The 20,714-nt window shown below is 61.1% G+C and carries 19 protein-coding genes; 4 read left to right on the top strand and 15 right to left on the bottom strand.

The window, feature by feature from the left end:
- Nucleotides 1-45: 45 nt before the first annotated feature.
- The 8 genes from ACOSV0_RS23435 to ACOSV0_RS23470 form a co-directional block, all read right to left on the bottom strand.
- On the bottom strand, nt 46-1,686 hold the full coding sequence (locus ACOSV0_RS23435) for an AMP-binding protein (RefSeq protein ID WP_434116088.1): 1,641 nt from the start codon (nt 1,684-1,686) through the stop codon (nt 46-48).
- 70 nt (nt 1,687-1,756) lie between these two features.
- Nucleotides 1,757-2,152 carry a RidA family protein gene (locus ACOSV0_RS23440; RefSeq protein WP_434114098.1) on the bottom strand — a complete coding sequence of 132 codons (396 nt, stop codon included), beginning with the start codon at nt 2,150-2,152 and terminating at the stop codon, nt 1,757-1,759.
- Nucleotides 2,149-2,592 carry an acyl-CoA thioesterase gene (locus tag ACOSV0_RS23445; RefSeq protein WP_434114099.1) on the bottom strand — a complete coding sequence of 148 codons (444 nt, stop codon included), beginning with the start codon at nt 2,590-2,592 and terminating at the stop codon, nt 2,149-2,151. The genes ACOSV0_RS23440 and ACOSV0_RS23445 overlap by 4 nt, the downstream gene beginning before the upstream one ends.
- The gene (locus ACOSV0_RS23450) at nt 2,589-3,806 is read right to left on the bottom strand and encodes an acyl-CoA dehydrogenase family protein (RefSeq protein WP_434114101.1); all 1,218 of its coding nucleotides are present in this window, start codon (nt 3,804-3,806) and stop codon (nt 2,589-2,591) included. The genes ACOSV0_RS23445 and ACOSV0_RS23450 overlap by 4 nt, the downstream gene beginning before the upstream one ends.
- Before the next feature lies 1 nt (nt 3,807).
- A complete protein-coding gene (locus ACOSV0_RS23455; protein WP_434114104.1) occupies nt 3,808-4,659 on the bottom strand; it encodes an enoyl-CoA hydratase family protein in 852 nt (283 codons plus the stop codon).
- Between the two features lie 155 nt (nt 4,660-4,814).
- Nucleotides 4,815-5,372: a MarR family winged helix-turn-helix transcriptional regulator gene (locus ACOSV0_RS23460; RefSeq protein WP_434114107.1), complete on the bottom strand. Its 558-nt coding sequence runs from the start codon at nt 5,370-5,372 to the stop codon at nt 4,815-4,817.
- Nucleotides 5,369-6,142: an SDR family NAD(P)-dependent oxidoreductase gene (locus ACOSV0_RS23465; protein WP_434114110.1), complete on the bottom strand. Its 774-nt coding sequence runs from the start codon at nt 6,140-6,142 to the stop codon at nt 5,369-5,371. Before ACOSV0_RS23465 ends, ACOSV0_RS23460 begins: the two co-directional genes overlap by 4 nt.
- On the bottom strand, nt 6,139-8,511 hold the full coding sequence (locus ACOSV0_RS23470) for a bifunctional salicylyl-CoA 5-hydroxylase/oxidoreductase (RefSeq protein ID WP_434114112.1): 2,373 nt from the start codon (nt 8,509-8,511) through the stop codon (nt 6,139-6,141). Before ACOSV0_RS23470 ends, ACOSV0_RS23465 begins: the two co-directional genes overlap by 4 nt.
- Before the next feature lie 285 nt (nt 8,512-8,796).
- On the opposite strand from ACOSV0_RS23470, the gene ACOSV0_RS23475 reads away from it, so the two are divergent.
- Complete coding sequence (locus ACOSV0_RS23475) at nt 8,797-8,925, top strand: hypothetical protein (RefSeq protein ID WP_434116090.1); 129 nt, start codon at nt 8,797-8,799, stop codon at nt 8,923-8,925.
- Between the two features lie 609 nt (nt 8,926-9,534).
- Here ACOSV0_RS23475 and ACOSV0_RS23480 read toward each other — a convergent pair.
- Nucleotides 9,535-10,260, bottom strand: coding sequence for an OmpW/AlkL family protein (locus ACOSV0_RS23480; RefSeq protein ID WP_434116093.1), 726 nt, complete (start codon nt 10,258-10,260; stop codon nt 9,535-9,537).
- Nucleotides 10,261-10,959: 699 nt separating this feature from the next.
- Here ACOSV0_RS23480 and ACOSV0_RS23485 point away from each other — a divergent pair.
- The 3 genes from ACOSV0_RS23485 to ACOSV0_RS23495 all read left to right on the top strand — a co-directional run bounded on the left by ACOSV0_RS23485 (nt 10,960) and on the right by ACOSV0_RS23495 (nt 15,115).
- A complete protein-coding gene (locus ACOSV0_RS23485) occupies nt 10,960-12,159 on the top strand; it encodes a porin (protein WP_434114114.1) in 1,200 nt (399 codons plus the stop codon).
- Between the two features lie 316 nt (nt 12,160-12,475).
- Entirely contained in the window at nt 12,476-14,017 is a 1,542-nt protein-coding gene (locus tag ACOSV0_RS23490; protein ID WP_434114116.1) for a methyl-accepting chemotaxis protein, read from the top strand.
- 672 nt (nt 14,018-14,689) lie between these two features.
- Nucleotides 14,690-15,115, top strand: coding sequence for a DUF3830 family protein (locus tag ACOSV0_RS23495; RefSeq protein ID WP_434114118.1), 426 nt, complete (start codon nt 14,690-14,692; stop codon nt 15,113-15,115).
- Between the two features lie 36 nt (nt 15,116-15,151).
- On the opposite strand, the gene ACOSV0_RS23500 is transcribed toward ACOSV0_RS23495, so the two are convergent.
- From ACOSV0_RS23500 to ACOSV0_RS23525, 6 genes are read right to left on the bottom strand one after another with little or no spacing between them, the layout of a single operon-like run.
- Complete coding sequence (locus ACOSV0_RS23500) at nt 15,152-15,382, bottom strand: FmdB family zinc ribbon protein (RefSeq protein WP_434114120.1); 231 nt, start codon at nt 15,380-15,382, stop codon at nt 15,152-15,154.
- A 13-nt stretch (nt 15,383-15,395) separates the two neighbouring features.
- On the bottom strand, nt 15,396-16,823 hold the full coding sequence (gene hydA / locus ACOSV0_RS23505; RefSeq protein WP_434114123.1) for a dihydropyrimidinase: 1,428 nt from the start codon (nt 16,821-16,823) through the stop codon (nt 15,396-15,398).
- Nucleotides 16,820-17,788 carry a dihydrodipicolinate synthase family protein gene (locus tag ACOSV0_RS23510; RefSeq protein ID WP_434114126.1) on the bottom strand — a complete coding sequence of 323 codons (969 nt, stop codon included), beginning with the start codon at nt 17,786-17,788 and terminating at the stop codon, nt 16,820-16,822. Before ACOSV0_RS23510 ends, hydA begins: the two co-directional genes overlap by 4 nt.
- Nucleotides 17,785-18,993 (bottom strand): NAD(P)/FAD-dependent oxidoreductase, encoded by a 1,209-nt coding sequence (locus ACOSV0_RS23515; RefSeq protein ID WP_434114127.1) that lies wholly within the window; start codon nt 18,991-18,993, stop codon nt 17,785-17,787. The genes ACOSV0_RS23510 and ACOSV0_RS23515 overlap by 4 nt, the downstream gene beginning before the upstream one ends.
- Entirely contained in the window at nt 18,990-20,423 is a 1,434-nt protein-coding gene (locus tag ACOSV0_RS23520) for an FAD-dependent oxidoreductase (RefSeq protein WP_434114130.1), read from the bottom strand. The genes ACOSV0_RS23515 and ACOSV0_RS23520 overlap by 4 nt, the downstream gene beginning before the upstream one ends.
- On the bottom strand, nt 20,416-20,703 hold the full coding sequence (locus tag ACOSV0_RS23525) for a (2Fe-2S)-binding protein (protein ID WP_434114133.1): 288 nt from the start codon (nt 20,701-20,703) through the stop codon (nt 20,416-20,418). Before ACOSV0_RS23525 ends, ACOSV0_RS23520 begins: the two co-directional genes overlap by 8 nt.
- Nucleotides 20,704-20,714 lie beyond the last annotated feature (11 nt).

Here is a 20,714-nt window from a genome sequence, read left to right on the forward strand (position 1 = left end):
GCGCTGACTCCGGTCCCATGCAAGATAGTTGCCACGAAAGAGGGGCTACACGAGTGTACGCAACTCAAAACGTTTGAGCTTGCCGGTTTCGGTGCGTGGCAGCGAGCCGACGAAAGCGATGACACGTGGGTATTTATACGGCGCTACGCTATTTTTCACGAAATCCTGCAGTTGCGCGACCAGTTTGTCATCCGGCGCATAACCTGGGTTCAGCACCACGAAGGCTTTGACGATCTGGCCGCGCGTTTCATCGGCCACACCGATCACGCCGCATTCGGCCACGGCCTCGTGTTGCAGCAGCACGCTTTCCACCTCCGGACCGGAGATGTTGTAGCCCGCGGAGACGATCATATCGTCGGCGCGCGCCTGATAAAACACGTAGCCGTCTTCGTCGAGATAGACCGAGTCGCCGGGAAGATTCCAACCGTCGCGGACAAACTTCGTTTGCCGCTCGTCGGCCAGATAGCGGCAGCCGGTCGGCCCGCGTACCGCGAGTTTGCCGATGGTGCCGGGCGCTACGGGTTGCATGGCGTCGTCCACGGCTTGCACGACGTAGCCCGGCACCGCGCGGCCAATGGCATGCGGACGAATCGCGTCGCCTTGCGCCGAGATGAAAATATGGATCAGTTCCGTGCCGCCGATCCCGTCGATCATCTCGATGCCGCTTGCGTCGTGCCACAGGCGGCGCGTGGAATCCGGCAACGCTTCTCCCGCCGATACCGTTTTATTCAGGCTCGACATGTTGTGATGCGCGACCAGCGGCGCCATTTGCCGATAGAACGTCGGCGCGGTGAACATGACTGTTGCGTGAAAGCGCTCGACGGTTTGCAGCAAGGTCTCGGGCGTGAGTTTCTCGATCAGCACCGTCGACGCACCCGCTCGCAGCGGAAAGCACAGCAGACCGCCAAGGCCGAATGTGAAGGCGAGCGGTGGCGTGCCGCAAAAGATATCGCTCGATGAAGGCTTTAAAACATGGCGCGGAAACAGATCGCACATCGCCAGCACGTCGCGATGGAAATGCATGCAGCCCTTCGGCGCGCCTGTCGTGCCACTGGTGAAGGCGATCAGGCAGACGTCGTCGGCGGCAGTGTCGCAGGCCGTGAAGTGATCCGGTTTATTGATCGCGAGGGTGTCGAGCGAATCGGCGGAATCGTCGTGAAACAGGCGCGTCTGCTTCAGGCCCGCGCAGTAGAACTCGTCCTGCGGGTTGTTGCAGCGCGCGAGTTCATCGGTCAGCCGCGCGTCGCATAGCGCGGCGCTGACCTGGGCTTTCTCGATGATCTGCTTGAGCTCCTTCGCGCGCAGCAGCGGCATGGTGGGCACCACCACGAGGCCCGCCTTCAGCGCGGCGAGCGCCGTCACCGCCATGTGCAACGTATTCGGTCCGCGCAGCAGCACGCGGTTACCCGGCTGCAAACCCATTTCGTCGACCAGCACATGCGCGCTGCGATTGACGAGCGCAAGCAGCTCGCCGTAAGTGGTTGCCTGCGGCTTTCCCTCTACGTCCGACCAGATTGCCGGATGATCGCGATGGCCGGCTGCGATAGTCGCGTCGAGCAATTCCGTCGCGCAATTGAAGCGCGCCGGGTAGGCAACGTCCGGGTTGTCGAGCAGAAAGACGGGCCATTGATCTTGCGGCGGAAGATTGTCGCGCGCGAAGGTATCGACGTGTGCTGACGGTTCCATCATGGTCTCCCGGGCGTTGAGCCGGCTGAATGCGCTTGGCCTGGCTTGGTGGGTTTCGTGTTTCGTGTGCTTACTGGGGAATCACTGCCGTGGCTTCGATTTCGACCTTGGCTTCGTCTTCGATCAACGCGACGACCTGCACCGCGCTCATCGCGATGTCGTAGTCGCCGATCAGTTCACGAAACCCCCGGCCGATATCTTTCAGCGCGGCGAGGTACTCGCGCTTGTCCGTCACGTACCACGTCATGCGGACCAGATGCTCGGGCGTGCCGCCAGCTTCGTGCAATACGGCGACTATGTTCTTGAGCGCCTGGATGGCTTGCTGCGCGAAGTCGGTGGTCTGGAAACGCGCCTGCTCGTCCCAGCCGATCTGGCCGGCGATGAACACTTGCGTACCGGTTGCGGCGACGCCGTTCGCGTAGCCGCGCGGCGGAATCCAGCCGACGGGAAGGAGAGCTTTTTTCATGAGCGATGTGCCTCGATAGATTCGGGCTGTGGGGCGAACATCGCGAACGCGCTCGCGATGTCGTCGGGAATGTCGATGGATGTGCCGCTTTCGAGCGATGTCGTGACCAGCACCTGTTTCGCGCTAAAGCGGATTTCGTCGCCGTGCCGGCCGACGATCTCGATGCTGATCGAGCGGCGCCCCACCTTCGTGACGTTGAGTGACAGCGTGATCGTTTCGCCCATCTGGCTTGGCCGCGAAAACTCGCAATCGAGTTTAACGATCGGCAAGCCGACCCGGCGTTGCGCGATCATCTGCGCATAGTCGATATGCAGGGCTTCGTTGAACCAGTCTTCAACCAGCGCGTTGGTCATCACCAGATATTGCGGGAAGAACACAATGCCGGCGGGATCGCAGTGCTGGAAGCGGATGCGGACCGGCTTTTCGAAGGTCGCGTTCATTTCGGTGCGTCCTTGGCGATTTCCGCAGCATGAGCTTTCAACAGGTCGCGGCCGATAATCAACTGCTGCACTTCAGTCGCGCCTTCATAGATCCGCAAGGCACGAATCTCGCGGTACAGCATCTCGACGGCCGTACCGCTTTGCACGCCCATGCCGCCGAAGAGCTGCACGGCGGCGTCGATCACCTGTTGCGCGCCTTCGCTTGCGTGCCACTTGGCCATCGCGGCTTCACGTGTAACGTTTTCGCCCTGATCGCGCAGCCAGGCGGCGCGATAGACCAGCAGCGCGCTGCTGTCGATCGTCAAGGCCATCTGCGCGAGCTTGGCTTGCGTCAGTTGAAAATCGCCGAGCGTCTGCCCGAACATTTTGCGTGACGACGCGCGCGCGAGACCTTCCGCCATGGCATGCCGCGCGAAACCCAACGACGCAGCCGCCACCGAGGTACGGAAAATATCCAGCGTACGCATCGCGAGTTTGAAACCCTCGCCGGGTGCGCCGAGCATCTGGCTGCGCGGCACGCGTGCGCCGGAAAAATGCAAACGCGCTAGCGGATGCGGCGCGATCACGTCGATGCGCTCGGCGATTTCCAGACCCGGCGTGTCGGCGTCGACGATGAAGGCGGTGATGCCACGCGCGCCAGGTGCTTCGCCGGTTCTGGCGAATACCACGTAGAAATTGGCGATGCCGCCGTTGGAGATCCACGTCTTGTCGCCGTCGAGGATGTAGGCGTCGCCGTCTTCGCGCGCACTCAATGCCATTGCCGCGACGTCCGATCCGGCTTCCGGTTCCGACAAGGCGAAGGCGGCGAGAGCAGTACCGTTCGCCACACGCGGCAGGTAGTGCGTCTTTTGCTCATGCGTGCCGCCGAGCGAGATGGCGCCTGAGCCTAGCCCTTGCATCGCCAACGCGAAATCCGCAAGACCGGAATGTTTGGCGAGCGTCTCGCGCAGCAGACACACGGCGCGCGTGTCGATGGTGTCGCCGTGGCCGCCGTAAGCAACACCGCCGACACCGTATTTCAACCAGCCTGCCGCGCCAAGTTCACGGACCAGATGGCGGCAGGTCGCATCGACGTCATCGTGGGCTACGTGCGAGAGATTCGCCCGGCACCATGCTTCGATACCCGCAGCCAGTTCGCGATGGCGTGGTTCGAAGAATGGCCAGGCCAGCGCACTGTGCAGATCCAAATCGCCTTTATCGCTGTGAGTGCTCAATTCAATCTCCCTCGAACACCGGACGCGACTTCGCGGCAAACGCGCTATAGGCACGTTCGAAATCGCGCGTGCTCATGCAGATGGCCTGCGCTTGCGCTTCCGATTCGATCGCTTCATCGATGCTCATGCTCCATTCCTGGTGCAGCATCGTCTTCGTGATGCCGTGCGCGAAAGTCGGACCGGCGACAAGATCGGCGGCGAGTTTTTGGGCGTCCGCGAGGAGCGCCGCCGGTTCGCAGAGGCGGTTGTAGAAGCCCCAGGCGTGGCCTTCGTCGCCACTCGCCGAGCGGCCGGTGAACAGCAATTCGGCGGCGCGTCCCTGACCGATGATGCGCGGCAGGATCGCGCACGCACCCATATCGCACCCCGCGAGGCCGACACGCGAGAACAGAAACGCGAGCTTGCTGCGCGCAGTGCCCAGACGCATGTCGGACGACATCGCCAGAATCGCGCCGGCGCCGGCGCACACTCCGTCGACCGCGGCAATGATGGGCTGCGGGCAATGGCGCATGGCTTTGACCAGATCGCCGGTCATGCGCGTGAACAGCAGCAGTTCGGGCATCGGCAGATCGATCAGCGGCGCGATGATGTCGTGCACGTCGCCACCGGAGCAGAAGTTCTCGCCGGCGCCGTGAATCACTATGGCCTTGACGTCGGTCGCATAGGCGAGTTGCCGGAACAGATCGCGCAACTCCGCATACGATTCGAAGGTCAGCGGGTTTTTGCGTTCCGGGCGGTTCAGCGTGATCGTCGCGACCTTGTCGGCGACCGACCAGCCGAAGTGCTGCGCCTCGTAACTGGCGAGCGTCAGGCGGTTGCCGGCCAGCAGGGCATCGGCATTGGATCGTGTCATACGTGTCTCCTGTATCGACCTGAGTTGGCACTTTGGCGTGCCGACCGGAGTTGGCGCTTTAGCGCCCCGCTCGGATCTCATGCAGAGCACTTACTCAGGTCTCGTGCAAAACCCATTCGGGCCCATGCAAGATGGTTGCCCGGCTCAAGTTCGGATCAGTCTTTCAGACTATCCAGCAGATGTTTCTTCAGTTTGCCGAGGCGCTGATGGGTCCGCGATTTTTCATCGAGACTCAGGCCGCCAAACAGTTCGACGACCCATTGCTCATGCGCGACCGCCATCTTGTCGAACGCCTTGCGACCAGTGGGCGTGAGGCACACGCTGATCGAGCGGCGATCGTTCGGATCGGTGTCGCGCGACACCAGGCCTTCTTTTTCGAGTTGATCCGTGATGCCGGTCACGTTGCCGCCCGTCACCATCAAACGGCGCGACAGTTCAGTCATCTTCAAACCTTCTGGATGACGTTCAAGCTGCGCCATCAAGTCGAAACGTGGCAGCGTGGTGTCGAATTCATTGCGCAGGCGCTTGCGCAACTCGGCTTGCACGAGGTTGGTCGTAGTCAGCATGCGAAGCCATAGGCGCAGACCCATGTGGCTATCGGCGCCGGTGCTCATTTCCATATCCACGACGTTCTCCGCGGGTTTGGCAACGCCTTTGCGCGGCGGCTTGACCTCGAGCGATGAGGGTTTCTTGATGTTCGACGACTTGGTCACATTACTTCTCCACCGGAGATGGAAATGGATTGGCCCGTGATCGCGTCCGAACCAGGTTGGCAGAGCCAAAGCACGGCATTGGCGACCTGTTCCGGGCTCACGAAGCGATGTTGCGGATTCGAGCGAAGCAAGGTTTCGCGCGCTTGCTGCTCGGTGCGCGAGGTCTTGCTCGTGATCTGTTCGAGCGACGCGTGCAGCAACTCGGTTTCCGTGTAGCCGGGACACACGGCATTGACGGTGACGCCTTTCGTCGCGACTTCGAGTGCGAGCGAACGCGTCAGGCCGATCACACCGTGTTTCGCGGCACAGTACGCCGCGACGTAGGCGTAGCCGATTTGCCCCGCGGTGCTCGCGACATTGACGATGCGACCGTGGCCGCGTTCGAGCATGCCGGGCAAGACGGCGCGCGTGCCGAGGAACACGCCCGTGAGGTTCACGTCGAGCATGCGCTGCCAGAGCGCCATGTCGGTGTGCGCAAACGGCGCGGCTTGCGCCTGACCGGCATTGTTGACGAGGATATCTATTGCGCCGGCTTGCAAGAATGCTTTCCCGACCGATTCTTCGCTCGTGACGTCGATGCTGATGCAGGCGACCTCGCCGAGTCCAGCGAAAATTTCTCGCTGCGCATCGAGACGTTGTGCGTTGCGGCCCATCAGGGTGACGCGCGCGCCTGCACGCAACAGCGCTTCGGCCACTGCTGCGCCAATGCCGCTGCCGCCGCCGGTGACGACAGCGTGCTGTCCTGTGAGCGTTCCAGTGGGTGTGTTCACGTGGTTCCCTCCGCACGTTGCGCGCGTTCTTGTGGCGTCAGACCGGCATTCGCGGCAACCAGTGCACGCTCACGTTCGAGATTGCGTTCGAGTTGCGACTTGGCCGCTGTATAGGGCTTCGGCCACATCACATCGAAATAGCCGATCTTTGCGGCTTCATTCAATGTCCACGACGGATTCGCCAGATGCGGCCGCGCAATCGCGCAGAGATCGGCACGGCCCGCCGCGATGATGCTGTTCACGTGATCCGCTTCCGAGATCGCGCCAACGGCGATTGTTGCGATGCCGGCCTCGTTGCGTACCCGGTCGGCGAAGGGTGTCTGGAACATGCGGCCATACACGGGTTTTTCCTGCTTGCTGACCTGGCCCGACGAAACGTCGATCATGTCGGCGCCTGCCGCTTTGAAGGCACTTGCGATTTGCACGGCGTCGTCAGGCGTGGTGCCGCCTTCGACCCAGTCGTTAGCGGAAATACGCACGGAAATCGGCTTGTTTTGCGGCCAGACCGCGCGGATTGCCTTGAAGACCTGCAACGGATAGCGCAGACGATTTTCGAGCGAGCCGCCGTATTCGTCGGTGCGGTGGTTCGTCAGCGGCGACAGGAAGCTCGACAGAAAGTAGCCGTGCGCGCAGTGCAGTTCGAGCCAATCGAAGCCTGCTTCCGCGGACATTTGCGTGGCGCGTACGAACTGCGCTTCGATTTCCTGCAGTTCGTCGCGCGTGGCTTCGTGTGAGATCTGACTGACACCGCTCAGGTATTGTTGCGGCGAAGCGGATGCGAGTGGCCAGTTACCTTCGTCAAGCGGCTGATCGATGCCTTCCCAGGCGACACGTGTCGAACCTTTTGCGCCGGAATGCCCCAGTTGAATACCTATTTTCGCGTCCGACTGGCTATGCACGAGGTCGACGATACGCTTCCATGCTGTGAGATGTTCCGGCGCGTACATGCCGGGACAGGCAGGCGTGATGCGCGCTTCGGGCGACACGCAGGTCATTTCCGTCATGACGAGCCCGGCGCCGCCCATGGCGCGGGCGCCGAGATGCATCAGGTGATAGTCGCCGGCAATGCCGTCGACGGCGGAGTATTGCGCCATTGGCGAGACGACCACGCGGTTTTTCAGCGTGACGCCACGCAAGGTGAAGGGCGTGAACATCGGCGGCACGGAGTGTTTCTCTGGAGCGCGGTCAACGCCTGAGCGGTGTGCGAGCCAGTCTTCGAATGCCGAGAGATAGCGTGCGTCACGTTCACGCAAATTCTCGTGCGAAATGCGCTGCGAGCGCGTCAGCAGCGAATAGGCGAACTGTTCGGGTTCGAACGACGTATAGCGATCGACATGCTCGAACCACTCGGTCGAATTGCGCGCGGCGTTCTGGATGCGCAATACGTCGATGCTGCGGACGTCCGTATAGTGCTTCAACGCTGCGGGCAAATCGCCCGGATGCGCGCCGATGCTGTTGGCAAGTTCGATCGAATCTTCGAGCGCGAGCTTGGTGCCCGAGCCGATCGAGAAGTGCGCGGTGTGCGCCGCGTCGCCCATCAGCACGATCGGCGTTTGCGTGCCGCCGACATTGTCGCGCCAATGCACCCATTCCTCGTTGACGACGCGCGGGAAGCGGATCCATTGCGACGACCCGCGCAAATGCGCGGCGTTCGATAGCAAGGGGTTGCCGTCCAGATACCTGGCGAACAGCTTCTCGCAGAACGCGATGCTGTCTTCCTTGCTCATTTCGTCTAGACCGGCGGCGCGCCACACGCGCTCCGGTGTTTCCACAATGAAGGTGGAGGTCTGGTCGTCGAAGCGATAGGCGTGGGCCTGGAACCAGCCGAACTCGGTTTCTTCGAAGGCGAACGTGAAAGCGTCGAAAAGCTTTTTGGTGCCAAGCCAGACGAAGCGGCAATCGCGCGTGTCGATGGCGGGCTTATAGGTGGCGGTGTACTTCTGACGGATGGCGCTGTTGGCGCCGTCGCAGGCGACGATCAGGTCGGCTTCGTAGACGGTGTCGTCCGTGACCTGGGTTTCGAAAACCAGTTTGACACCCAGTTCTTCGCAGCGCGCCTGCAGGATATTCAGCAGACGTTTACGGCCGATGCCGCAGAAGCCGTGGCCCGACGAGCGAATCTGCCTGCCGCGGAAATTGATCTCGATGTCGTCCCAGTGATTGAAGGCGTCGAGGATCGCGTCGGCGCTCGGGGCGTCAGCGGCGCGCAGATTGCCGAGCGTCTGGTCGGAGAAGACGACGCCCCAGCCGAAGGTGTCATAAGGGCGATTGCGTTCGACCACCGTGACGTCATACGCGGGGTTCCGGCCCTTCATTAACAGGCCGAAGTACAGCCCTGCCGGGCCGCCGCCGATACAGACGATGCGCATGCTGACTCTCCCACGTGGACTTTGCTCTGGAATGTAATTTAGGCTTCGATAGTTTAGATGTCAAGTAAATTGTGAGTATGAAGGACCGGCTGGGAGGTCGTGGTGATCGGGGGAAATAAAGCCGGTCGGAGGCCGGTGGTCCGTGTCGGTCAGGACTCAGGTGTGGCAAGACAGATTGTTCAAACTTCGCTTCGCTCAATTTCGCCGGAATTGCTGGTGCGTCCATCCGGTGTCGTGTGCAAGATCGAACGGATTTACCAGGTGCGATGCGAAACCCGGGCACAGATGCGCCAGGACATCGCCGGCAGGATCGCGGGCTATCACAATCGGTGGCGACTTCATTCTTCCATCGGGCATCGCGCTCCGATTCAATGCGAAGTCATGCGTGACGCTGTACAGGTTGCAGTACGCTGAAACGAGGCACGGTCAGCTCTTCTCGCCCAGTTGAAGGGCTATGCACAGTCGGCTATGCCATGTGGCCTGTTCGTGCCGTTCGCCCAGTCCGCTTCTTCCGCAACAGTTGGCTGCGCTGCCATACGAGCCACACGAGCCATCCGGCAATCGCCAGCGCCATACCGAACATGGTGAGGGTATAAACCTTTTCCACCGATGCATTGTCGTAGGCGCCTACCCAGGAACCCAGGCGAACCGCCTAGGCCCACGGCAACGGAATCATCACGAGCAGTCTGGCGATCGGCAAGCTCATTACGAGCGTGACGATCATGCCAAACACACCTCGGGCGATTGGATCGACAACGTTAGCGATTTTCATGATTTGTGCAGTTTCGGTATTCTCGGAATTAATCTGCCGAGTCTTCATTGCTATGGCCCATCATTGATAGGGTAGCCATTACTAACCGTCAATGCATACGCATCACTTACTCACCGAAATTGACAATTCCTGGCAATTGACAGCATGTTTGCTGTTCGTTTCAGTGCACTACATACCTGTTTTTATCTATTAGGTTGCGGGTACATATAAAAACGGCTGCTCCGCATTAAATCGGGCAGCCTGGAATAGCGTTAAAACCGATACCCGACAGAGACAAACGAAACGATGGGGTCGAGCTTGATCTTCGTACTACTCGTCACGGTCCCGTATTTGGACTGGGTAGTCAGCGTGGCCCGCGTCGACAGCCACATATATGACAGCGAGACGTCAACCGACCAATGCTTGTCGATGTTATAGGAGAACCCGGCATTGATGACCGGTGCGAACGAACTGCCCAACTTCGCTGTAGTCGTGCCCTCCAGTGCGGTTCCGTAAGTTTGCGAATATAAGAAACTGCCACTCGATACGGCCGAGCTCAATTTCACTCCGCTGTACCAGACGTATGATCCGCCCGCACCAACGTAAGGGCGGAAGCGACTCTGCGCGTCATTGAAGTAGTACTTCAGGAGCAGCGTCGGACTCCATTCGTAGGCAGAGCCGATCTCCCCGAGGCTCGCAAGCGATCCGGTGCCGGTCAAACGGAACTTCGGCGGTATTCCGAACACTGCGGTCGCGGCGATGTGATCGGTAAAGAAGTAAGTGGCGGTAAGACCGAAGGTGTCCGAGTCGTCAACCGTTGCCCCTGTGCCGGTCTCCGTTACGCTCGTGCCGAGGGCATTGACGGTAAGCGGTTTGCTCGAGTCCTGCGGCGAGAGATGGAACCAGCCGAAGTTCGTGACAAAGTCGCCTGCGCTCTGCGCATGGGCGGCCGTACTCAATAACAACGCGGCAGCCAAGGCGGATAGCCGAATCTGCATCATCTTGTCTTCTCCATTCTGATAGTTTTTGGTGACGAATCAGATGCGATTCTATGCGTGCGTTCCGCCAATTAATTAGCCGATTCGTCGAGTGTTATCTCTGAAATTTGGTAAGGATTTGGAGCGCTGCCGATCTGGATATCGCAGCGAGATCTGTGGCGGCATCCATTCGGTGCACACGAGGTGGCACTCGTCAGGGCATAGAGAGGTGTGCAGTGCGATTCGTTCGCGTGTCCCCGTCTGAGATCAATGCAACAGCGGTCGTGGCGGTTCGGGGAGTCAGGGGCGACGAGTTGGAAAGCGGGCGTGTGTGGTGTTGTATTTCAGCCATCATTGACCGCAAGACTAACCATGCCGCTTGCCGTGAGATTTGTGGTTTCGAACCAGTTCGACCATATTGTCCAGCCCTTTCTCCGTCTCGTTTCACCGCGATCAAGGCGAAAAAGCTAGCTCAACCGGAATTACGCCAAAGCTTAAAAAGAACTAACTAGATCGTACAAATCCGTATAAACCCCGAAAGACGTCAGATCGCGTTTGAACGACACTTCGGGCTAGCTTGCAGATCCAGGCGTCACTCAGTGCTCCCCCTCTTTGCATTTGCACCGGCATGCCGAGCCGGCAAGACTTTGCACACGGTGGGTTTTTGGGGCGATTACCAGTGTTAGCGATTAAGAAAAGTTTTTTAAAGAGGAGCAGGAAATGAAAAAGGCACTAGCAACCTCGGCCCTTGGGTTGGTCGCCCTCGGCGCGCACGCTCAGAGCAGCGTGACGCTGTACGGGATCGTCGATACGGGGATCGGTTATCAAAGCAGCCAGACGTCGCTCGGTTCGACGACGGGTGGCCGCTCGGTGATCAAGATGGTCAACGGCATCTGGGCGGGCAGCCGTTTTGGCCTGAAGGGCAGCGAGGATCTGGGTGGCGGCACGAAGGCGATCTTCCAGCTGGAAGAGGGCTTTAACAGCGCAACCGGCGCGCAGTCCGTCTCGGGTCTGGCGTTCAACCGTCAGGCGTATGTCGGCGTGGCCAATGCCACCTACGGTACCTTCACCGCTGGCCGCCAGTACACGTCGTACTACACGCTGCTGTCGCCCTATAGCCCGACTACGTGGCTGACGGGCGCATACGGCGCACACCCGGGTGATATCGACTCGCTGGATACGCTGTACCGCGTGAATAACTCGCTGGTGTACACGTCGCCGAGCATGCACGGCCTGACGGTGAGCGGTTCGTATGCGCTGGGCGGCGTGGCGGGCAGCACCAATGCCGGCTCGACGTATAGCGCGGCGATCCAGTACCTGAACGGTCCGTTCGGAATCGCGGCAGGCTATCAGCGCATCAATAACGCGGCATCTGGCGGCGGTGCGTGGGACGCTAACTCCACGACCTCGAATGCCGGCGCGCAGACGGCTGTGTCGGGTATCAACAACGGCTACCAGACGGCGCAGGCGCAACAGCGCGTTGCGGTGACGGGCGGCTATGCGTTCAGCTCGCAATGGGACGTCTCGTTCTCGTACTCGAACGTGCAGTACATCCCGGGCGTGAACTCGAAGTTCCGCAGCCAGGCAACCTTCAACACGGCTGGCGCAGTGCTGCACTTCAAGCCGCTGACGGTGCTGGATCTGGCGGCGGGCTATAGCTACACGCGCGCAACGGAATCGAACGGCATTTCGAGCGCGGCGCGCTACCAGCAGTTCAACCTCTCGCAGTACTACAGCCTGTCCAAGCGTACGGGTCTGTATGCGCTGGAAGCCTATCAGCGTGCGGGCGGCCAGACGATCGGAACGAACGGTACGAGCATCATCAACGCAACGGCCGATATCGGCGACGGCCAGAACAGCGCGCCGTCTTCGTCACGCAGCCAGTTTGCCGCGGGCGTGGGCATCATCCACCGCTTCTAAGTGTGAGGTGGCGGCGTAGCGTTACGCCGCCACGACACTCCGCTTCCGATATGTGCCGCTGAGCGTTGCTAGTTGACAGCTCAGCGCGCACAAAGTCCGTCTGTCGCTACCGAAGCCGGTAGCGTCATCTAATAAGGATGCCTATTCTCCAGACGGAAAGGCAACCTGCTTCTGTCAACGCGAGAGAGCCGTTTCAAGTCGCCCCTTCTCACAGAAGCACGGATAGCCGAGGGTTTATCCTGGGTCAAGAGGCTTGAAGAAGCGTGTCGCGAATGCCGTTAAATGTACCAGATAGTTAACAAACTGGGGCATTCACATGAAGTTGTCCACCAAGTTGCTGACCCTGGTCGTCGCGGCCTTGCTCGGCGTTGTACTCGTTGCGGCGACTGCCGTTCAGACTGTACGCAGCTCGCTCGTCGATAGTCGTCGGGAGCAGATCGTTATTCTTCTGACGAAAGCCGAACATCTTGTCAATCACTACCACGACCTGCAGTTGCATGGCGTGCTGACGCGCGATCAGGCCCAACAGGCAGCCAAAGACGCCGTCTCCCAGCTCAACGCGAACACGAAAAGCTACTACTGGGTCACCACGGCCGACGGCGTGAATCTGGTCCACCCGAATGCGAAGTTCATCGGGACCAAGGCCAAGGGCAATAAAACCACGACGGGGTTGACCGACAGCGAGGCTTACCGTGAAGGCATGGCGGCCTCGCATATTGCGCTCGTCGACGTACTCGTGAAGCGCTCGCCGGATGCGGACCCGGAGCCGAAGTTGCAGGGCGTCGTTGCGATACCGGATTGGGACTGGTGGATCGGCACCGGTTTTTTCTATGACGACATCAACGCAGCGTTCATGAAGCTCGTCATTGTTCTGGGTTCCATTGCCGCCGTCATCTTCACCGCGGTTGGTGTGATTGCATGGGCCGCGACGCGCAGCGTGAAGCGGGCGCTCGGCGGGGAGCCTGCCTACGCGGCGCATATCGCCACGGAGATCGCGGGAGGCAATCTGGCCATCGAGGTTGACGTGGGGCGGGCGTTGCCGGGCAGCCTGCTATACGTGCTGAACGACATGAAGTCGAAGCTCGCGGCGATCGTGTCCGAGATTCAGTCGGCGAGTCAGTCGATCGCGACAGGTTCTGGCGAAATCGCGCAAGGCAACCTCGATCTGTCGCAACGCACCGAGGAGCAGGCGGCGTCATTGCAGGAAACGGCCGCCAGCATGGAGCAGATTACGGCGACCGTTAAGCAGAATGCGGACAACGCAAGACAGGCAAACGGACTGGCCGATGCCGCGACCGAAGCCACCGCGCGTGGGGGTTCCGCCGTGCAGGAAGTGGTCGGGACGATGAAGCAGATCGAGAGCGAGTCGAAGAAGATCGCAGAGATCACTTCGGTGATCGAAGCCATTGCCTTTCAAACCAACATTCTTGCGCTCAACGCCGCTGTCGAGGCCGCGCGGGCAGGCGAGGAGGGTCGCGGTTTTGCGGTCGTGGCTGGCGAGGTCCGTGCCCTTGCGCAACGCAGCGCCACGGCCGCGAAAGACATCAAGAGCCTGATCCAGGCGTCGGTGGCCAATGTCAGCGGCGGTACCCGGCTGGTCGAGGTGGCAGGCGGCCGGATGGCCGAAATCGAGCAGTCGATTCGCCGGGTGACCGACATCATGGGCGAGATATCCTCCGCGTCGGAAGAGCAGAGCACGGGCATTGAGCAGGTCAGCCGGGCGGTGGCGCAGATGGATGAAGTGACGCAGCAGAATGCCGCACTGGTCGAGCAGGCGGCCGCGGCTGCCGCGTCGCTCGACGAACAGGCGGGGCGCCTGCGTTCTGTGGTGGCGGTATTTCGGGTGGCCGGGCAATAGGTTGGCGGCGTACGGATGTCCTGACACGCGAACCAGTAATTCCCTACCGTGCGATCCGCCTCTCCCGACTGAAGGAAGCATTCCGACGCCGTAGCATGGTCTCGTACGGCATCACACGGAGGCGGAGATGACTACGGCAGAGAAGTCCTTGCGCGCGCTAGTTGAGAAGTGGTTTGGTGCGCGACGCGTACGTCTTGTGCGTGTTCAATTTCCTCGCCTCCCCGGGGCCATCGCCGCACGTTGTATCTGCGTCGAGGCCCAATATCCGTCCGGCACACTGACGGTGTTTTTCTTCCGTCACCACGATGGTAGCTGGCAAGTGTTTCCGCCGGAGACGATCCGACCCGCTATGAGTCTTGGCCGTCTTGCCGCCTGACGACAGGCACAGGTGGTCGAATCAGTGAATTGATTCTTCCGACCCGTTCGATCAGTTACCGTGACATCACCCGATAGCCTTCAAGAGGGGCGTCGGCATGGCCGCAATTTTGAAAATTGGCCTGATGGAATGCGAATTAATTGTCACTGTCGATGCGTCGTAGCCATCGACAGAATATCCGCCAACAGATCAAGTCCTTCCTACCGGCCGACTAAAGCACGACGCGCTTTATTGCATGTCCACGCGTCGGTCGTATTATTCTGCTTCCTGCCATCCACGATTGACGGAACACCGTAATGACCCGACTTCGTATCACTTCCTGCGGCCTGACTTTCATTGCCGAAACAAATCCGGACGCCCCGCAGACCGTTGCTGCTTTCCTGAAACTGTTGCCGTACACGCAAAAAATCATTCACGTGCGCTGGAGCGGCGAGGGTTGCTGGGTGCCCCTGGGTGAATTCAAGCTTGAAAACGACGGTGTCGCGGTCGGTTTCGAGAATCACACGAGCCATCCGTCGGTTGGCGACATCCTGTTCTATCCGGGCGGCTACAGTGAGACCGAAATCATCATGGCTTACGGTTCGTGCCTGTTCGCGAGCAAGATGGGGCAACTCGCGGGCAATCACTTCCTGACGATTGTCGAAGGCAAGGAAAAGCTTCGCGAACTCGGCGTCAAGGTGCTGTGGGAAGGCGCACAAGACATCAAGTTCGAGCAGATCTGAACGCTTGACGTGCAACCTGTCGTGATCCCGGGCTTTCTAGCCGCCCGGGACGCAGCACAGACAACTGCCCGCATGTCTGCCCAGATATGCACCTTCGCCTGACGTCACCACGTCCTCACCGCGTGTGAGCAGCACGGGCAAACCGTTCTGCTCACGCGCCGATGCCGCGCCGCATTCCGGACACGGCGCGGGTTCATCGCGCATCGCAACGCGGCGCATCTGGTCGAATACGCCACACTGCTCGCACCGATAGTTGTAGATCGGCATTGCGTGGCTCGCGTCAGAAATGAGCGCCGAGTTCACCGCGTGCAACGAACTGACCGCTGCCGTTGCGTCCAACCCACTGTCCGTCGTCGATCAACAGTTCGCCGCGCAGCAGCACTTTTTTCACGCGGCCCGTCACGTTGTGACCCTCGAAGAGCGTGAAGTCACAATCGCTATGCTGCGTTTCGGCGCTGATCGTATGCGACTCGCGCGGATCGAACAGCACGATATCCGCATCGCTGCCGATCGCGAGCGTGCCCTTCTTCGGAAACAGTCCGAACAGTTTTGCAGGCGCCGTCGAGGTCAGTTCGACGAAGCGGTTCAGCGAAATGCGGCCGGTGCGCACGCCGCCGTCGTAGACCACCGTCATCCGTGTTTCGACACCCGGCACGCCGTTCGGAATCTTCGAGAAGTCGTCGGCGCCCAGCGGTTTCTGATTGACGTTGCCGCGATGACCTTCCTTCATGCAATACGGGCAATGATCGGTTGAGATCAGTTGCAGGTCGTCCGTTTTCAACGCGGTCCATAGTGCCGTTTGCGCTTCTTTGGAGCGCAACGGCGGACTCATCACGTAGCGCGCCATATCGAAACTATCGTCGGCATACGCGGATTCGTCGAAGAACAGATAGTGCGGGCAGGTTTCCGCAAACACCGGAATGCCGAGATCGCGCGCTTCGATCACATGCTTGAGCGCTTCCTTCGCGGACAGGTGGACGAAATAGACCGGTGCTTCGGCCAGTTCCGCCAGTTTGATGCCGCGATGCGTCGCTTCGCCTTCCATGATCGCGGGACGGGTCAGCGCGTGATAACGCGGCGACGTATGGCCTTGCGCAATCGCTTCGCGAATCAGGAGATCGATCACCGTGCCGTTTTCCGCATGCAGCGCGATCATTCCGCCGTGCTCGCCGACCATGCGCATGGCCTGAAAAATCGACGCGTCGTCGGACATCACCGTGCCCGGATACGCCATGAACATCTTGAAGCTCGATACGCCTTCATGGCGAATTGCGTGCTGCATGTCGGCGAGCACCTGGTCGTCGACATGCGTAACGATCACGTGAAAACCGTAGTCGATATGCGACACCGACCCCGCCTTCTGCTGTGCGCGGGCGATGGCGTCGAGCGGGCTCGTGCCGGCGTTTTGCAGCGCGAAATCGATGATCGTCGTGGTGCCGCCGAATGCCGCCGAACGCGTGCCGGAGTCGAAGTTATCGCAGGTCACCGAAGGGCCGAAGGTGTTCTCCATGTGCGTGTGCGCGTCGACGCCGCCGGGGAACACCAGCAGCCCTTGCGCTTCGATCACGCGGGTATCCGGTCCGGCTTCGAGTTGATGACCGATACAGACGATCCGTTCGCCTTCGATGACGATATCGGCCACGTAATCGTCGATGGCGGTAATCAGGCGTCCGCCGCGAATCAGCGTGCGGGTCGTGGCTTGAGTCATGAATCGCTCCGGTCGTGGTCAATCGCAAGATCAAAAGAAAGGGCAAACGACAGCGCGTCGTCCAGGTGCGCGGTTTCTGCCGCGGACAAGGACGGAATCGGCGGACGCATGGAAGCCTGCGGGAATTTGCCGAGCAGATGCAGGCAGGTCTTGAGCCGCACGTTCGCATGCGAGCCCGGCGCGGTGCCGTAAATGGCTTTTGCCAGCGGATAAACGTGTTCGTGCAGACGCTGTGCGGCGCCAAGGTCGCGTTGCTGTACGGCGCGATACAGCGCCACGACCAGTTCGGGCACGACGGCGGCGAGACTGACGAGACTGCCTTCCGTGCCAAGTGCGAAGCAGGTGAACAAGTGCTCGTCGCCGGAGGCCATCACCGCCACGTGCGGCGCGACGGATTTCACGAGGCGGCGGTTCGCTTCGTAGGTCGCGGTTTCCCAACTGCCTTCCTTGATCGCGACAACCTCGGGCAGCGCGACGAGCGCGGCCAGCATCTCGGGCGTGTAAGCCATGGCGCCGGTACTCACGCCGGCCTGATACAGCATCATCGGCAACTTCGAGTTGGCGTTCGTGATCCGATGATGATTGACGACGGTTGCGAGATCGGTGGAGAGCGCCCATGAATACGGTGGAAACAGCAGCAGTGCATCGGCGCCTGCGTCTTTCGCGTCGTCGGTGTGGGCCTGCGCTTCGAAGCTGTCTTCCGAATTGACGCCGGCCACGATGATCGAACGAGCGCCGCAAACCTCATGCGTAATCTCGACCACGCGCCGCTTGTCTTCACGCGACAGTGCGACGTTCTCGCCCGCGTGGCCGTTGATCAGCAAGCCCACGATACCGTCGACGGACGAAACCTCTTCGATATGACGGGCAAGCGCGGCTTCGTCGAGATGACGGCCTTGCGCATCGAGTGGACACAGTGTGGCGGCATAGATGCCGTTGAAAGGGGCGTCGTGCGAAGGAATCATTGTGTGTGTTCTCGATGGGAAATTGCGGACGCTGCGGGCGTTTCGGACGCGGCGGGCGCGGCGATCAATCGCGCGGGATCGAACAGGGGCAACTCGGGTGTGTCGCCGAGAATGGCCTGAGAAAGCAGCTTGCCCATATAAGGGCCGCTCGTATAACCGGAATGCACACAGCCGATCACGTAGGCGTTATCGAGCCCCGGCAGTGCGCCGATCATCGGCATCGCGTCGGCGGTTTCGGATTCGAGTCCGAGCCAGATGCGCGCGACCCGTGCTTTCGCGAGCGCGGGAATGACGTGTTGCGCGAGTCGCAGATTGCCGGTCAGATTTTGCGGAATCGTTTCGACGGGACCACGCTCGCGATCGCCGACACCTTGCCAGCCGCCGCCGATCACGACGCTGCCGTTCGCGAATTGCTTCATGGATAGCAACCCGTTCGCGATGCTCAGCACGGTACGCATCACAGGCGGCATGCGTTCGGTGACGATCAACTGGTTGGTCAGGGTCTTGACCGGAATGTGGATGCCGAGCATCGCAAGCAGCGGTTCAAGCCATACACCGCCGGCCATCACGATGCGCGTCGCGTCGATCCTGACCGGCGCCGAAGCGGTTTGAGGGCCATGTACGCGATAGTGCCCATTCAACTGTTCGATGCGTGTGGCAGGCGTGTTTTCGAAGATCTGCACACCGGCCGCGCGCAACGCCGAGTGATATGCGCGGCCGGTCAGATACGCGCTCGCGAAGCCGTCGGTCGTGCAGTACGCGGCCTCGAGCATTGCCGGATTGAGACCGGGCTCGATCTTGAGCGCGGCCTCGGGGGCGAGCAGATCGATTTCCGCCCCGTATTCGCGGCGCGCTGCAGCGCGTGTGCGAAGCAACTCGCGCTCGTTTTCGGTGAATGCCAGCGACAAACCCGGTGCGGCAGTTGCAAGCACGCCTTCGCCGAGCCATTGGTCCGTATTCATCCACATCTTCCACGCGCGCATTGCATACGGCACCAGCGCGGCGCGCGTCATGTGCAAGGTGAGCGTGCCCGCGTTGACGCCGGACGCGGCGCGGCACAGCGCATTGCGTTCGATCAGCGCGACGCGCATGCCGGCGCGCGCAAGGAACAAGGCGGTGGTGCAGCCCATTACGCCGCCGCCGACCACGGCGACGTCGAACGGCCTATGCAGCGTCTCGTGCATGGTTTCGTCCAATACGCTCATAGCGGCGCCGCCTTCGGAATCGGGATGTCGTCGTAGCTGAAGTCGCCGGTCAGGGCTTCGACGGTGACAGGACGCAAGGGCGTACGCGCGGAAAAACAGCCAACGGCTTCACGCGAGCCAGCACCTGTACGACGCATCAGAAGCTCGCCTGCGACGTCGCCGCACGTGCGGCCCTGGCAAGGACCCATTCCGCAGCGCGTCCAAGCCTTGAGCTGATTGACGTCGTGCGCGCCTGCATCGCAGGCGGCGTCGATCTCGGCACGCGTCACGTCTTCGCAGCGGCACACGATGGTACTCGGCGCAATGCTGTCGACATGGCCGGGGCGCAGCGCCATCAGGTCGGCCATTGCATGGCCGAAGCGCGTGGCGTCGCGATGAGCGACGCGTGCCGATGCGATACGTTCGTCCGAGACGCCGTCCTTGACGCCGAGGTCGCGTATGCAGGCAAATCCGGCGAGCGTGCCATGCGTCGCCGCGGCGGCTGCACCGGCAATACCTGCGCCATCGCCGGCTACATAGAGCAGCGGACGGGATGTACGGCCGTCGGCGTCGGCGACGGCGATCCAGCCACCGGCCGTGCGCGAGTAACGATGATCGGCGCGAAGCAGTCGCGTGATTTCCGTCGAAGGCGTGAGACCGTGTCCGACCGCGACGCAATCGGTCAGGACCGTTTTGCGCTCGCCATCGATCACGCGTCCGGCTGCGTCGCACGGTGCGAGCGTCGCGCGCAAACGGTGGTCAACCGGCTCGACGCGAACAATCGTATGCCGCGCATAACGAGGTGTGCCCGCACGTCGGATCGCGTACCACCATTTGAAACCTTGCCGCAGCAGATCGAGGCGCCCGAGCATGGCGGGCAGCGAACGTGCCCAGTCGCCGGTACTCGCCAGATCGACGATCGCTTCGACCTTGCCGCCGCCTTCGATGGTTTTTGCGGCGACGGCCGCCAGCAACGGCCCACACCCGGCCACCAGCGTCGAGCGTCCGGGAAGCATGTGTTGCGACTTCAGCAAAATGGTTGCCGCTGCGAGACCGATCACGCCGGGCGTCGTCCATCCTTCGAACGGCACGACACGCTCCGTCGTGCCCGATGCGACGATCAACGCGCGCGCGGTGCAATGCAGCGGACCGTGCGGGCCGGTTGCATCGACGCGGTAATTGCCGGTCACGGCCCACACCGGATGGCGGAAGAAGGCGGTCACCTTGCTTGCCGCAAGCTCGCGGCGCAACGCGTCGCCCGCGGCCTGATCCGCGCTTTGCGCCGGCGCGATGCCGTCGATCGGCGCGCGATACACCTGACCACCCGCCGAAGCGTTTTCGTCGAACAGTGCGACACGCAATCCGGCAGATGCTGCCGCGATTGCAGCATGGGCGCCAGCGGGGCCACCGCCTAGCACGATCACATCGAACGCGGACATCATCTCAGACATCGATGCCGGTCTTCGGAACGGTTTCTATGCGCATGCCGTTTGTAACGGGCGTTTGACATGCAAGTACGCGCCTGCCGCCGATCATCACGAGGCACTCCTGACAAGAACCCATCAGACAAAACATGCCGCGCGGCTGGTGCAAACGCGGACTGACGCGCAAAGACCTGACGCCCGCTGCGAACAACGCGGCCGCAACGCTCTCACCTGTATGTGCGGCATAGCGCCTGCCATCGAGAAACAGTTCGACCGCGGCGGCGCGGTGGGGATCGTGAATACGCATTGCGTCCTCTT

Origin of the sequence: Paraburkholderia caffeinilytica (genome assembly GCF_051027425.1) — a bacterium.
In the GTDB taxonomy this organism is placed as follows: domain Bacteria; phylum Pseudomonadota; class Gammaproteobacteria; order Burkholderiales; family Burkholderiaceae; genus Paraburkholderia; species Paraburkholderia caffeinilytica_A.